At 63.6% G+C, this 14,342-nt stretch carries 12 protein-coding genes; 2 read left to right on the top strand and 10 right to left on the bottom strand.

The genetic code is table 11. The annotated features are described in order from the left end of the window. Position 1 precedes the first annotated feature (1 nt). The 9 genes from AC1RBA_RS19980 to leuS form a co-directional block, all read right to left on the bottom strand. Positions 2 to 2,155: an HDOD domain-containing protein gene (locus tag AC1RBA_RS19980; RefSeq protein WP_492419656.1), complete on the bottom strand. Its 2,154-nt coding sequence runs from the start codon at positions 2,153 to 2,155 to the stop codon at positions 2 to 4. A gap of 203 nt (positions 2,156 to 2,358) precedes the next feature. Next, positions 2,359 to 3,639: a multidrug effflux MFS transporter gene (locus AC1RBA_RS19975; protein ID WP_200880291.1), complete on the bottom strand. Its 1,281-nt coding sequence runs from the start codon at positions 3,637 to 3,639 to the stop codon at positions 2,359 to 2,361. Between the two features lie 189 nt (positions 3,640 to 3,828). Beyond that, on the bottom strand, positions 3,829 to 5,031 hold the full coding sequence (locus AC1RBA_RS19970) for a THUMP domain-containing class I SAM-dependent RNA methyltransferase (protein ID WP_492419655.1): 1,203 nt from the start codon (positions 5,029 to 5,031) through the stop codon (positions 3,829 to 3,831). A 238-nt stretch (positions 5,032 to 5,269) separates the two neighbouring features. Then, the gene (locus AC1RBA_RS19965; protein ID WP_070220516.1) at positions 5,270 to 5,884 is read right to left on the bottom strand and encodes a 2-hydroxychromene-2-carboxylate isomerase; all 615 of its coding nucleotides are present in this window, start codon (positions 5,882 to 5,884) and stop codon (positions 5,270 to 5,272) included. Between the two features lie 10 nt (positions 5,885 to 5,894). Continuing rightward, positions 5,895 to 6,332, bottom strand: coding sequence for a CopD family protein (locus AC1RBA_RS19960; protein WP_070220518.1), 438 nt, complete (start codon positions 6,330 to 6,332; stop codon positions 5,895 to 5,897). A gap of 70 nt (positions 6,333 to 6,402) precedes the next feature. After that, the gene (locus AC1RBA_RS19955) at positions 6,403 to 7,686 is read right to left on the bottom strand and encodes a glutamate-5-semialdehyde dehydrogenase (RefSeq protein WP_492419654.1); all 1,284 of its coding nucleotides are present in this window, start codon (positions 7,684 to 7,686) and stop codon (positions 6,403 to 6,405) included. 11 nt (positions 7,687 to 7,697) lie between these two features. Next, positions 7,698 to 8,714 (bottom strand): DNA polymerase III subunit delta, encoded by a 1,017-nt coding sequence (gene holA, locus AC1RBA_RS19950; protein WP_058048018.1) that lies wholly within the window; start codon positions 8,712 to 8,714, stop codon positions 7,698 to 7,700. Between the two features lie 10 nt (positions 8,715 to 8,724). Then, the gene (locus tag AC1RBA_RS19945) at positions 8,725 to 9,315 is read right to left on the bottom strand and encodes an LPS-assembly lipoprotein LptE (RefSeq protein WP_492419653.1); all 591 of its coding nucleotides are present in this window, start codon (positions 9,313 to 9,315) and stop codon (positions 8,725 to 8,727) included. A 2-nt stretch (positions 9,316 to 9,317) separates the two neighbouring features. Further along, entirely contained in the window at positions 9,318 to 11,957 is a 2,640-nt protein-coding gene (gene leuS / locus AC1RBA_RS19940; protein ID WP_492419652.1) for a leucine--tRNA ligase, read from the bottom strand. 132 nt (positions 11,958 to 12,089) lie between these two features. Between leuS and AC1RBA_RS19935 the strand changes: the two genes are divergently transcribed. Together AC1RBA_RS19935 and AC1RBA_RS19930 are read left to right on the top strand one after the other, a co-directional pair. Then, positions 12,090 to 12,878 (top strand): DUF6597 domain-containing transcriptional factor, encoded by a 789-nt coding sequence (locus AC1RBA_RS19935; RefSeq protein WP_492419651.1) that lies wholly within the window; start codon positions 12,090 to 12,092, stop codon positions 12,876 to 12,878. Between the two features lie 41 nt (positions 12,879 to 12,919). Beyond that, the gene (locus tag AC1RBA_RS19930; protein WP_227742056.1) at positions 12,920 to 13,321 is read left to right on the top strand and encodes a VOC family protein; all 402 of its coding nucleotides are present in this window, start codon (positions 12,920 to 12,922) and stop codon (positions 13,319 to 13,321) included. On the opposite strand, the gene AC1RBA_RS19925 is transcribed toward AC1RBA_RS19930, so the two are convergent. Then, the gene (locus AC1RBA_RS19925; RefSeq protein WP_070220526.1) at positions 13,318 to 14,214 is read right to left on the bottom strand and encodes a LysR substrate-binding domain-containing protein; all 897 of its coding nucleotides are present in this window, start codon (positions 14,212 to 14,214) and stop codon (positions 13,318 to 13,320) included. The genes AC1RBA_RS19930 and AC1RBA_RS19925 overlap by 4 nt on opposite strands. Between the last annotated feature and the right edge of the window lie 128 nt (positions 14,215 to 14,342).

The raw sequence follows: 14,342 nt of genomic DNA, 5'->3' as shown, positions 1-14,342 counted from the left end.
GTTACGAAGACATGGCGGTATTGCCGGGCGAGGGCAGCGCGGCTGCAGCGCTTGCCGGCAAGGGAATGGGCAGTAAAATTTCAAACGAGGTGCCGGACTTGCTGCTGCGGCAGCCGATCACGCCATGCAGGCGCGTGACCAGGTCATGCACGATGGACAAGCCCAGGCCGTGATGCGCGCCTGCCTTGCTGCTGCGCACGGGGGAAAACAGATTGGCCAGCACTTCCGGCGCCAGGCCGGCGCCATTGTCGCTGACGCACAGCTCTAGGTACAGGCGGCGGTCGCGGTTCACGTGGCCACGGTTCGCCACTTCGATGCGCCCGCCATCAGGCAGCGCTTCGACGGCGTTTTTCAGCAGGTTGAGCAGGATTTGCTTGAGCATGTCGGCATCGGCCTCCACCTCGCATGGCGCGTCCTGCATGCGCGTGACCACCTCGATCTTCGGCGGCAGGAAGTCGGTGGCGCGGAACAGGCGCAGCACATCGTCGACCACGCGCGCGCAATCGGTCACGCCGCTGGCAGCCGCCGGCTGCAGATCGGCCAGGCCGCCGATCAGCTGGCCGACCCGGTCGATTTCCTCGTTCAGGATCGCCATTTCGCCCGACACCGGTTCCTGCTTCTCCAGCTTGTGATCGAGCACGCTCAGATAGTTCTTGATGATGGACAGCGGGTTATTCACTTCGTGCACGACGCGGCGCGACGCGGCGCGGTATTCCTCGGTCACGTGATCGAGCTGGCGCCGCGCCAGCCCGCGCGCGCTGATGGCCGTTTCCAGCGCCGTGGCGGCCTGGTTGGCATACGCGCGCAGAAAACCCTCGCGCTTCTGGCAAGCGGGAATCTGCCACGCCGCCACGCCGCCAATGAGCACGCCCAGGCTGCGCTGGCCCGACGCCAAGGGCACGCAGACCAGGCTGTCGGTACCGAGAATGCGGAACAGCTGCTCCTCGACGATGCCCAGCGCCGGCATGTCGCGTTTCAGGAACGCCAGCTGGCACTCCAGCGCCGAGGCGGCCAGGAGGCCGCCCTTGGCCAGCGGGATCGAGAAGCCGGCCAGGCGCTGCTGATGTTCGCCCGCCGCCACGCCGACGAGCGCATGGCCGGTGGGGTTTTGCAGCAGGATGACGGCGGTGTCGAAATCGAACAGAATGCGCGCCGAGCGCGTGATGGCTTCGAGCAGGCTGCTCTCGCCCTGCTGCCGGGCGAAGGTCTGGCCCACTTCGGACACCAGCACCATATTGCGCACTTCGTCGGACAGGCGCCGCTGCACCGGATCGACGGCTGGCGGCGCATAGGCGGGCGGCGTGGCGATATCGTCCGCGCCGGCCAGGTCGATGCCCAGGTGCTGCGCGGCCTGCTCCACCTGGCGCGCGACGCTGCCGGCCAGCTCGTCCAGTGTCTCGACGTCCAGCGCGCACAGGCTTGCCGCCTGCGTGATCGACTCCGCATCGTCGGCATGGCAGCACAGCAGGTGCGCCAGGCGCACGATGCGGATCAGGGGATGGCTCGCTTCCAGGCGCGCCAGCGGCTCATGGTGATACAGCACGCTGTCGGCCAGGAAGGAATCGAGATGCCAGCGCTCGATCAGCCAAGCGCCCGCTTCGGCATGCGTGATCTGCAAGGTACGCTGCTCCACCGCGCACAGGGCGGCATCGTCGCGCGCCGTGAAATTGAACGCGTATTCCTTCGGCGCCGTGGCCAGCAGGGCCAGGCGGCCCACGTTGTGCAGCAAGCCCGCCAGATATGCTTCCTCGACGTGCGGATAGGCCATGGCCTTGGCCAGCGCGCGCGCCATGACGGCGGCCGACAGCGAACTCTTCCAGAAGGCGCGCAAATCCGTGCTGCCGGAATGGGGAAAGCTGTTGAAGGTCTGGAAGACGGATTCGCTGATGACCAGGGTCTTGATCATGTCCGTGCCCAGCGACACGAGCGACTGTTCCAGGCTGACGACCTTGCTCTGCCGATGGTAGGCCGAGCTGCTGGCCACGCCGAGGATCTTGCTGGTCATGCCCGCATCCTTGGCGATCAGCGCGGCCAGCTCCGGCATGCCGGCATCGTCGGCCTGCAGGTGGGCGATCAGTTTGAGGAGGATCTGCGGCATGGCCGGCAGGCGGGCAATCAGCAGGCGATTGCGAATATCTTGATCAGATTGATGCATCGTATCAGGCATTGCCGGTTTGAAAAGGAAGAGCGCTCAGCAGCGAAGCGCGGCCACGTTCAGAGGAATCCTCCACTCCTGTAACCCAAAAAATGTCGCCTGAGAGGATGCCGGGAAAAGCAGTCATCTTATCATAAGCGCCGGATATTACTTGCAATATAGAAAATTAAGTTGAAATAAATCCAGCGTTCTGCGATGGAAACTTATGCCTTGAAGGAACCCAGCAAACGGTGGCGGAAGCGCCGCGATATCAGCCACAGCGCCAGCGCCAGGCCCGTAAACGCCAGCTGGCCCGACGCCAGCCACAGCACGGAACCGGACAGCAGAGGAGAGATCACGCCGGCCACCACGGCGCCCAGCAAGGTGCTGGCAAACGACTGGCACGAGGCCACCGTGCCGCGGATGTGCGGGAACAGGTCGAGCGCCAGCAGGGTCGCGCCCGGACCCACCAGCGACATGCCGAAGGTATAGAAGAACAGGGGCAGCACCGACCAGGGCAAGGATGGCGGCAGGAACAGGTGATACACGACATTGACGCTGGCGGCGCACAGCAGGAAGGCAAAGCCGATGCCGATCTGGCGCGCGAACGTGACCTTGCCGGCGATGCGGTTGGCCGCCGCGGCGCCCATGAAGATGCCGCTCACGCAGGGAATGAACAGCCAGGCGAATTGCGATGGTCCCAGGCCCAGCTGCTTGGGCAGCATTTCCGGCGCGGCCGTGATGAACAGGAACAGGCCCGCGAAATTGAGGGCGACGATGCCGGCCTTGATGTGGAACAGCGGCGAGCGCAGGATCTGGCCATAGCTCGACGCCAGGAAGCGGGGATTGAAGGGCTGACGCTTTTCCATCGGCAGGGTTTCCGGCAGGCGCCAGTAGCAGAACGCCAGCAGCACCACCGTGTAGAAGGCGAGGAACAGGAAGATCGAGCGCCAGTCGAACCAGATGACGATCCAGCCGCCGAGAATCGGCGCCACGGCCGGCGCGATGGAAAAGATCATCGTCACCAGCGACAGCAGCCGCGCCGCCGCCGCATCGGCATACAGGTCGCGGATGATGGCACGGCTGATCACCACGCCGGCGCCGGCCGAGACGCCCTGCATGATGCGGAAGAACCACAGGTAATGCACCGTGTGCGCCGAAGCGCAGCCGAGCGAACCGATGGCAAACATCAGCAGCGACACGAGAATGACATTGCGCCTGCCGAAGGTATCCGAGATCGCGCCATGCCACAGCACCATGCCGGCAAAGGCCAGCATGTAGAACGTCAGCGACTGCTGCACTTCCAGCGGCGACGCCTGCAGCGAACCCTGGATCGCGCCAAACGCGGGCAGATAGGTGTCGATCGACAGGGGGCCCAGCATCGACAGCCCGGCCAGCATCATCGCCAGCGCACCGCGGCTCAGCGGCGCCATGTGGCTCGGTGTGGGAGGCGGAACGGGCGTGACCGGGTCGGGCGGCACATCGGCCGGAGGGGTGGGAAACATGGCGGATCCAAAGTGGCGCGCGGACCGGTTGCGGTCCGCGCGAGGTACTGCGTTACTACAGACGTCTACAGACGCCAAAATAGCTGATAAAACCGTCGCGAGCGGAAGGGAGAGGTGGCCGAGAAGCGCAGCCGTACACGAGTACGGCGAGCATCACAGGCCGCCTATCCCGACGCGCAGCAGGTTTGATCAGTTATTTTTTGGCTTGGCTTCTTCGCGGCGGTTGTAACCGGCGACCATATCAAAGCGGAACAAACGGCATTCCAGCGCACCGTTGAAGAATGGCGTCTTGCGCGCTTCCTTCAGACGCAGCAGCTTGGGCAGGCCCAGGTCGGCCGTGAACAGGAACACGGTCCAGCCGGCGAAGCGCTGCTTCAGGGTCGTGCCCATGGCCGAATAGAACGACGTCGACAGTTCATCTTCCGGGATGGTGCTGTCGCCGCGCACGCCGATACGCTCGCCGTACGGCGGGTTGGTCAGCATGATGCCCGGCACGTCGCTCGGCGGCTTGACTTCCTGCGCCTCGATCTGTTTCAGGGGCACGTCGAAGCGCACGCCGGCGCAACGCAGGTTATGGCGCGTCATGGCGACCATGTCGCCCGAGATATCGCTGCCGAAAATGGTCGGTTCGGCCGGCAGCGGATTGACCTTGATGGCGTTTTTCATGGCATTCCACGGCGCCGGATCGAAGTCGTGGAAGTTTTCAAACGCGAACTGGCGCGAGGCGCCCGGCGGAATCCCTTGCAGCATCTGCGCCGCTTCGGCCAGGATGGTGCCGGAACCGCACATCGGGTCGAACAGCACCATGCCAGGCTTCCAGCCCGACACCCGCAGCAGGCCGGCGGCCAGGTTTTCGCGCAGCGGCGCGTCGCCCGTCTCTTCGCGCCAGCCGCGCTTGAACAAGGCTTCGCCCGAGGTGTCGAGATAGACGGTGAAGGTATGCGCGTCGAGGAAGCCGACGATGCGCATGTCCGGCGTCTTGGTGTTGACCGATGGACGCTCGTTGAACTGGTCGCGGAAGCGGTCGCAGATCGCATCCTTGATTTTCAGTGTCGTGAATTCCAGGCTGCGCAGCGGCGATTTCACGGCCGTGACGTCAACGCGGATCGTGTGGTGCACGCCGAACCAGTCTTCCCACGCTTGCGCCAGGGTCAGGTCGTAAATATCGTTTTCCGTCTTGTAGCCGGAATGGGCCATGCGCATCAGCACGCGCGAAGCGATGCGCGAATGCAGGTTGATGCGGTAGGAATCGAGCAGGTCGCCGGAGCAATGGACGCCGCCCGGCACCTGGTTGTGCACCTTCATGGTCGCACTATCCTGGGCGATCTCGCCCAGCTCTTCGGCCAGCGCCGCTTCCATGCCGCGCGGGCATGGGCAAAAATATGAAGCCATGGTGTACCTTTTATCCGTTGAAAAACAATTAACTAAAAATTTCAAAACTTGTCGGATTACGCGCGCAGCGCCAATCCGACCTACATCCAATATCTTGCGCAGGTCGGCGCAGGTCGGCGTAGGTCGGCGTAGGTCGGCTTAGCCCGCCAGGGCGTAAGCCGACAAACACCGCTGCCGACTGAGCTTGTCGGATTACGCGCAAAGCGCTAATCCGACCTACATTGACATCTTTCCATAATTATTTCGCCAGCGCGCGCTCGACAAAATCGAGGCGGTCCTGCCCCCAGAACCCTTCGCCATCGACGATGTACCACGGCGAGCCGAACACGCTGGCGGCGGTGGCCGCTTCCGTGTTGGCGTCGTATTCCGCCTGCACGCTGGCCGTCTCCGACGTTTTCAGCAACTGGCGGCCGTCGAAACCGGCGTCAAACGCGATCTGCACCAGGGTTTCCTCGTCGCCGATATTGCGCTCCTCAGCCCACAGGCCGCGCATGATGGCGTGCGCCAGTTTCAGCGACGCTTCCACGCCGTGCGCCAGGCGCGTGGCGATGATCAGCTTGGCCGACGCTTCCGGCGACACGGGGAAGAACTTCGGCTGCAGGGTCAATGGCACCTGCAAAAAGGCGGACCAGCGCGCCAGTTCGGCCAGGCGGTACGCCTGGCGCTGCGGTGCGCGCTTGGCCAGCGGCAGGCCGCCCGAGACGCTGAAGACCTTGCCCAGGTCAAAGGGCCGCACGTCAATCTGTGCGCCCGTCTTCGCGGCGATGGCCATCAGGCGCGCGTGCCCCAGGTAGGTCCATGGCGAGTGGGGCGCAAAAAAATACTGCACGACTTTGCTCTGGCTTGCACTCATTTCGACTCCCTTAGAAAGGCTTGACCACGACCAGCACGACGACGGCCAGCAGCATCACCACCGGCACTTCATTAAACCAGCGGAACCAGGTGTGACTGCGCTTGTTAAGACCTTTTTCAAACTTGCGCAGGATGGAACCGCAAGCGTGGTGATAGCCGAGCAGCAGCACCACGAAGGTCAGTTTGGCGTGCATCCAGCCCGGCATCTTCATGCCGCCTTGGCTCCCGCCATACAGCATCCACATCAACGCCAGCCCCAGCACCATCGCCGGCAGCGCCAGCAGCGACATGAAGCGGTACAACTTGCGCGCCATCAGCAGCAGGCGCTCGGTGGCCACCGTTTCCGTCTCCATCGCCAGGTTCACGAAGATGCGCGGCAAATAAAACAGGCCGGCGAACCAGGAAATGACGAAGATGATGTGGAAGGCTTTGGTCCAGAGAAAGAGCATGGGGTTCCCAATGTCAGAGGTGGAGAGAAACAAGAGCGCGGGCCGCCTTGTGGGCCGCCCTCGAATGAGACTATTTGCGTACTTCGCCGTGGCCGAAGACCACGTACTTGAGCGAGGTCAGGCCTTCCAGGCCCACCGGGCCGCGCGCGTGCAGCTTGTCGTTCGAGATGCCGATCTCGGCCCCCAGGCCATATTCGAAGCCGTCGGCGAAACGCGTCGAGGCGTTCACCATCACCGAGGCGGAATCGACTTCGCGCAGGAAGCGCAGCGCATCGCTGTAGTCTTCCGTGATGATGGACTCCGTGTGCTTCGACGAATACCGGTTGATGTGGTCCATCGCTTCGTCAATGCCGTCGACCACCTTCACCGACAGGATGGCGGCCAGGTATTCGGTGGACCAGTCTTCCTCGGTGGCCGCTACCAGGTGCGGATAAGCGGCGGCGGCCAGGATCGCATGGCTTTCCGGATCGGCGCGCAGTTCCACCTGTTTGGTCAGGTACAGTTCGGCCAGCTGCGGCAGCACGGCCGGTGCGATGGCGCGCGCCACCAGCAGGGTTTCCATGGTGTTGCAAGTGCCGTAGCGGTGGCACTTCGCGTTGAAGCCGATATCGACGGCTTTTTTCAGGTCCGCCTTGGCGTCGATGTAGACGTGACAGATGCCGTCGAGGTGCTTGATCATCGGCACGGTGGCCTCTTCCATCAGGCGCGCGATCAGGCCTTTGCCGCCGCGCGGCACGATGACGTCCACATACTGCGGCATGGTGATCAAAGCGCCGACGGCGGCGCGGTCGGTGGTGTCGATCACTTGCACGGCATCGGCAGGCAGGCCGGCACCCAGCAAGCCCTCGGCCACCAGCTTGGCCAGCGCGCGGTTGCAGTGAATCGCTTCCGAGCCGCCGCGCAAGATCGTCGCGTTGCCGCTCTTGATGCACAGGCCGGCCGCGTCCACCGTCACGTTCGGACGCGCTTCATAGATGATGCCGATGACGCCCAGCGGCACGCGCATCTGGCCCACCTGGATGCCCGTCGGACGGAATTTCATGTTCGAGATTTCGCCGATCGGGTCGGCCAGCGACACGATTTGCGTCAAGCCTTCGACCATGGTGGCGATGGCGGCGTCGGACAGGGTCAGGCGGTCGAGCATGGCCGGCGCCAAGCCGGCGGCGGCCGCCGCATCGAGGTCGCGCTGGTTGGCCGCGCGCAGCAGATCGGCATCGCGCACGATGGCGGCGGCGATCAGGGTCAAGGCGCGGTTGCGCGTGGCGCTGTCGGCACGCGCCATGGCGCGCGAAGCGACGCGCGCGCGCGTGCCCACGTCCTGCATATATTCTGTGATGTCCATGCTCGTATCCATATAGTAAAAAACTAGCCTCGGGCGATCTTCAGACCCAGTTGCAGCATGGCGTCCCAGGCATCGCCCGCGTAGCCCTTGGCGCGCAAACCCTTGATCATCTTGTCCACCTGCGCCGCCTGCTGCAGCGCCGCTTCCAGCACGGGCAGCGAAATGCGCCGCAGGGCCGGTTCCATCATCCGCTCGCGCGGACCCCAGATGCGGTATTCCTTCAGCAGCGCGCCCAACGGACGCCCTTGCGCCATGCCGGCCTTCAATTTTAACAGCGTGCGGATTTCCTCGGAGACGGCCCACAAGACCAGCGGCAGCGCCTCGCCCTCGCCTTTCAAGCCTTCGAGCATGCGCACCAGGCGCGCCGGGTCGCCGGCCAGCATGGCTTCGGACAGCTTGAAGACATCGTAGCGGGCCACGTTCAGCACCGCGTCCTGCACTTGTTCGTACGTCAGCTTGCCCGCTGCGTGCAGCAAGCCCAGTTTCTGGATTTCCTGGTGCGCCGCGAGCAAATTGCCTTCCACCCGTTCGGCGATGAAGTCGATGCTGGCACGCTCGGCGCTTTGCCCCTGCGCGGCCAGGCGCTGCGATATCCACGCCGGCAACTGTGCCCGTTCCACATTCGGAATGTCGATATACACGGCCGCCTGCTGCAGGCTGGCGACCCAGGCCGCCTTTTGCGTGGCCCAATCCAGCTTGGGCAAGGTGATCAGGGTCAGGTTGTCGGGACTGAGGTTTTTCGCGTAGCTTTGCAGCGCCGCGCCGCCATCCTTGCCCGGCTTGCCCGTGGGGATGCGCAGTTCGATCAGTTTTTTATCGCCGAACAGCGACAGCTCCTGGTTCGCCGCCAGCAGTTCACCCCACTTGAAGCTGCGCTCCACCGTCAGCACGTCGCGCTCGGAGTAGCCCTGCGCGCGCGCCGCGCGGCGGATCTTGTCGGCCGCTTCCAGCGCCAGCAAGTGTTCGTCGCTGGTGATCACATACAGCTGCGCCAGCGGCTTGGCCACATGCCCATCGAGCGCATCTATCCGCAATTGCATGGCGTCCCCGTTACTGCTGCGGGGCGGCCGGCGCGGCCGGCGTCACCGGCGCCACCGACATGGCCGGCAGCACCGGCTTGATGGCGGCCAGGCGGCGCATGATCTGCTGCACCAGGTCGTTGCGCATGTCGCGGTACAGCGCCGCTTCCTCGGTTTCCTTGGCCAGTACCTGCCTGTCGTCGAAGGTGATGGGGCGCACCAGACTGATGGTCGTCGGCGCCAGCAACTGGTTGCCGGCCTTGTCCACCACGCGGAAATTGATCGAATAGCCGAGTTGATACTCTTGTACGCGGCCGCTGGTGTTCAGGGACAAAATGGTCTTGGTACGATTCATCTCCGGATCGGAGATCACTTCAAGGACGGCGTCGGCGCCATCCCTGGTATTGACCACCTCCGTGCTGCCAATGGCGCGGATATAGCGCTTCAGGCCGATCGCCAGCGGCGACGACTCGGGCAAGCCGATGTACATCGTCGCGAACGGCAGCATGAAACTGCCGTTCGAACCGCGCAAGTGAAAGCCGCAGGCCGACAGCAGGACGGTCAGGCCCAACGCCAGCACGGCGCGGCGGCCCAACAGCGATACTTGAGAGGAAGTCGTCATGATTACACCACGATGCTGATTAACTTGCCTGGCACGACGATGATCTTCTTCGGCGTGGTCTCGACGTACTTCTGCACACTTTCGCACGCCAGCGCGGCCGCTTCGATGCTGGCCTTGTCCGCATCCTTGGCCACCGTGATCGAGCCGCGCAGCTTGCCGTTCACCTGGATCATCATCTCGATCTCGGACTGCTCCAGCGCTTGCGGGTCGACCTGCGGCCAGGCCACGTTCAGCAGATCGCCGTGCACGCCCGCATAGCCCAGCTCTTCCCACAAGACGTGGGTGATGTGCGGCGCGACGGGATTGAGCAGGCGCAGGAAGATCGAGAAGCCTTCGGCGATCAGCGCCTTCGACTGCGCGCTATCGTCCAGCTTGGCCGATTCCAGCGTGTTGAGCATCTTCATGCAGGCCGACACCACGGTGTTGTACTGGATGCGCTTCAAGTCGTAATCGGCTTGCTGCAGCAGCTTGTGCAATTCGCGGCGCAGGTTTTTCTGCGCGTCGCCCGTGGCCGGTGCGGCGCCGCCAGCCAGTGCGGCCTGGATCGTTGCCGACTGGGCATAGCCGAAGTTCCACACGCGGCGCAGGAAGCGGTTCGCGCCTTCGACACCGCTGCCCGACCATTCCAGGGTCTGTTCCGGCGGCGAGGCGAACATAGTGAACAGACGGGCCGTGTCGGCGCCGTACTGCTCGATCTGCGCTTGCGGGTCGATGCCGTTGTTCTTCGACTTCGACATTTTTTCCGTGCCGCCAATTTCCACAGGCTGGCCGTCGGCCACCAGGACGGCGGACTGCGGACGGCCCTTGTCGTCGAGCGACAAGCGCACGTCGTCCGGGTTGAACCAGGTGGTCTTGCCGGCGGCGTCCTTGCGGAAGTACGTTTCGTTGAGCACCATGCCTTGCGTCAGCAGGTTGACGAACGGCTCGTCGAACTTGACCAGGCCGAAGTCGCGCATGATCTTGGTCCAGAAGCGCGCGTACAGCAAGTGCATGACGGCGTGTTCGATGCCGCCGATGTACTGGTCCATCGGCATCCAGTAATCGTTGCGCGCGTCGACCATGGCGTCGTTCGAGCCTGGCGAGGTATAGCGCATGTAGTACCACGACGAATCGACGAAGGTATCCATGGTGTCCGTCTCGCGGCGCGCCGGCTTGCCGCACTGCGGGCAGTCGCACTGCAGGAAGGCTTCATATTTGTTCAGCGGGTTGCCCGTGCCGTCCGGCACGCAGTCTTCCGGCAGCACCACCGGCAGGTCTTTTTCCGGCACCGGCACCACGCCGCAGTCGGCGCAATGGATCATCGGGATCGGCGTGCCCCAGTAGCGCTGGCGCGAAATGCCCCAGTCGCGCAGGCGGAACGTGGTTTTCTTTTCGCCCAGGCCCAGCTCCGCCAGGTCGGCGGCCACCGCATCGACGGCGGACGCGAAATGCAGGCCGTCGTATTTGCCGGAGGCGATGCACACGCCATCCTTGCTGCCATACGATTCCTGCCAGGCGTCCGTCGAAAATTCCTGGCCCTTGACTTCGATCACTTGCTTGATCGGCAGATTGTATTTCTTGGCAAAGCCGAAATCGCGTTCGTCGTGCGCCGGCACGCCCATCACGGCGCCGTCGCCGTAGGTGATCAGCACGTAGTTGCCGACCCAGACTTCCACTTGCGCGCCCGTCAGCGGATGGGTGACGAACAGGCCGGTCGGCATGCCCTTCTTTTCCATCGTTGCCATGTCTGCCTCGATCACGGAACCGAGCTTGCATTCGGCGTTGAACGCGGCCAGAGCAGGATTCGTCTGCGCGGCGTGGATGGCCAGCGGGTGTTCGGCGGCCACGGCGCAGAAGGTCACGCCCATGACGGTGTCCGGACGGGTAGTAAAGACGTACAGCTTGCCGTCGCCAATCAGGGCGCCGTTCGCGTCCTTGATCGCATGCGGGAAGGCGAAGCGCACGCCCGTCGATTTGCCGATCCAGTTGGTCTGCATGATGCGCACGCGCTCGGGCCAGCCCGGCAGCTTGTCATCGACATAGGCCAGCAGCTCTTCCGCGTAATCGGTGATGCGCGCGTAGTACATGGGGATTTCGCGCTTTTCGATCAGCGCGCCGGAACGCCAGCCCTTGCCGTCGACCACTTGTTCGTTGGCCAGCACGGTCTGGTCGATCGGGTCCCAGTTCACGGTACCCGTCTTCTTGTAGATGATGCCTTTTTCCAGCATCTTGAGGAACATCCACTGGTTCCATTTGTAGTATTCGGGCTTGCAGGCGGTCATTTCGCGCGACCAGTCGATGGCCAGGCCCATCGATTCCATCTGCTGCTTCATGTGGGCGATGTTCGAATACGTCCATTGCGCAGGCGGCACGTTGTTGGCCATGGCCGCGTTTTCCGCCGGCATGCCGAACGCATCCCAACCCATCGGCATGAGCACGTTGTAGCCGTTCATGCGCAGGTAGCGGTACATCACGTCATTGATCGTATAGTTGCGCACGTGACCCATGTGCAGCTTGCCCGAAGGGTAAGGCAGCATCGAGCAGGCAAAATACTTGCCTTTTGGGAAACGCGGGTCGTGTTCGACGGCTTTATAGGCGTCGATCGCCTTCCAGTGCGATTGGGCGGCTTGTTCGACGTCGGCGGGACTATATTTATCTTGCATGATGTGCGGCCAATAGTGGATATGAACCGAGCATTATACTGGTTGTCGCCGCCCGATAGCGCGGCGCGCTGGCGGCCCGGGCCGGCAAATTTTGGCAAGCGCACAATTATGCTGTGTAATATATGGGCAATCTTGTTCTTTGCATCAAAGCCGGCCATGATCGTCTACCAGGAATATCCGCCCCTCCCCGCCCTGCGCCCCTGGCTGGACTGCGTCTGGACCTGCCGCGTGCAGACGGGCGCCACGCCCTTCACGCACCAGGTCTTGCCCGACAATTGCATCGATATTCTGTGCCAGGACCAGCAGGACGCCAGCTTTGCCGTCGGCATGATGACGGCGCCGATTACCGTCGTCAGCCAGGGTCTGGTGCAGACGGTGGCGGCCCGCTTCAAGCCGGGCGCGGCGGCACGCTTCTTCCAGCTGCCCTTGTGCGAACTCAACGATGGCCGCACGGGATTGCAGCAGCTATGGGGCCGCGAGCTGGCGGCGCGCCTGGGCGACGCGCTATGGAGCGAGCCCTTGTCCAACGCACAAAGAATTGCCATTTTGCAAGAATATCTGCTGCTGCGCCTGCGCGCCGCGCCGCCACGGCGCCAGGCCGGCGCGGCCGACCATGCCATCGCGGCCATTGAGGCGGCATCGGGGCAGGTGCGCGTGGATGGACTGGCGCAGCAGCTGGGCGTGTCGCGCCAGCACCTGGCGCTGCAATTTCGCCAGCAAGTGGGCATCAGCCCGAAGCTGTTTGCCCGCATCTGTCGTTTCCGCGCCGCCTGCCAGGCCATGCAAAGCATGGCGGGACAGCAGGACTGGGCGCAGATGGCCTTGCAATATGGTTATTTCGATCAGTCGCACCTGATCCACGACTTCCAGGAATTCGCCCGCAGCTCGCCCGACGCGTGGCTGGCGGGCCGGCGCGCGTGAGCGCCTTCCATTTTTCCAATCGCCACGCGCACGCCGGTGGCATGATGGCGTTATTCTTCATTCACCAGGAGCAGAACATGATCAAGGGCTTGCGTACCGTCACCTATCCCGTCCCCGACCTGGACAAGGCCAAAGCCTGGTACAGCCAGGTATTCGGCACGGCACCGTATTTCGACCAGCCGTTCTATGTCGGCTTTGCCATCGGCGGCTTCGAGCTGGGGCTGCTGCCGGACGGCCAGCCTGGCACGCAGGGCAGCGTGACGTACTGGGGCGTGGACGGCATCGAGCAGGAAGTCGAACGCATCGTTGCACTGGGCGGCAGCCTGCACCATCCGATCACGGACGTGGGCGACGGCATCCGCACGGTGGAATTGCTCGACCCCTTCGGCAACCAGATCGGCCTGATCGACAATCCCCACTTCGATACGGCCAAGGTCGTCTAGGCCGCCTCGTCTTGCAGCCATACGCGGAACTGCTGCAAGGCCAGTTTCTCATGTGCCGCCTCGGGCGTGATCAGGTAATACGCACGCTGGCCGCGCAGTGGGCGCTCGCATGCGATGCGCAGCTCGCCGCGCGCCAGTTCCGCTTCGACCAGCATACGGGGCAGCAAGACCACGCCCTGCCCCTGCACGGCCGCCATGGCCAGCATGGAAAACAACTCATAGCGGGCGCCGTAGCGCGCCAGTTCCCCATCGACCTGCATGGCGTCAAACCACTGGCGCCAGGCGCCCGGGCGCGTACTTTGCTGCAACAAGGTCAGTTCCAATAAATCCTGCGGCTGCCAGGCGCTGCGCGCCGCCAGCAGGCGCGGGCTGGCGACAGGCACGATTTCTTCGTGCATGAGCAAGGTGGCGCGCGTGCCGGGCCAGCGCGCCAGCTGCTCGGGCGTACCCGCGTACAAGGCGCCGTCGTATTCCGTATCGGCAAACATGAACGGCTTTGTATAGGCATCGATATGCACGACGATATCGGGGTGCAAACCGGCCAGCGACGACAGCCGCGGCATCAGCCAGCGCGTGGCAAACGTGGGTACCGAGGCCAGCTGCAAGGCGCCGCCACCGCCCTGGCGCGCCATGGTGTCGAGCGTGTCGCGCTCCAGGCCGTCGAGACGGGCCGCGATCTGCCGCGCATACGCGGCGCCGGCGCTGGTCAGCAGCACGCCATGGCGCGTGCGCTGAAACAGTTGCACGCCAAGAAAGCTTTCCAGGGAAGATATCTGCCGCGACACGGCGCTTTGCGTCAGCGACAGTTCGCGCGCCGCATGCGTATAGCTCTGGTGGCGCGCGGCCGCTTCGAAACAATTTAGCGCTTGCAGCATGGGAATTTTGCGTGACATGGGGGTATCGGGCCGGTGAAAGGCTCCAGTATGCCGCAAGATATGCGCATCACGCATGTCTGGGTGCAAAAAAATCGTTTGCGCAAGGCTAGGCAAAAACCTACCATGAGCCATATTCAATCTTGCGC

Source organism: Janthinobacterium sp. GW823-FHT03B06, assembly GCF_058796955.1.
The sequence above is the reverse complement of the archived record's forward strand: the minus strand, read 5'-3'. Positions and strand labels throughout refer to the sequence as shown.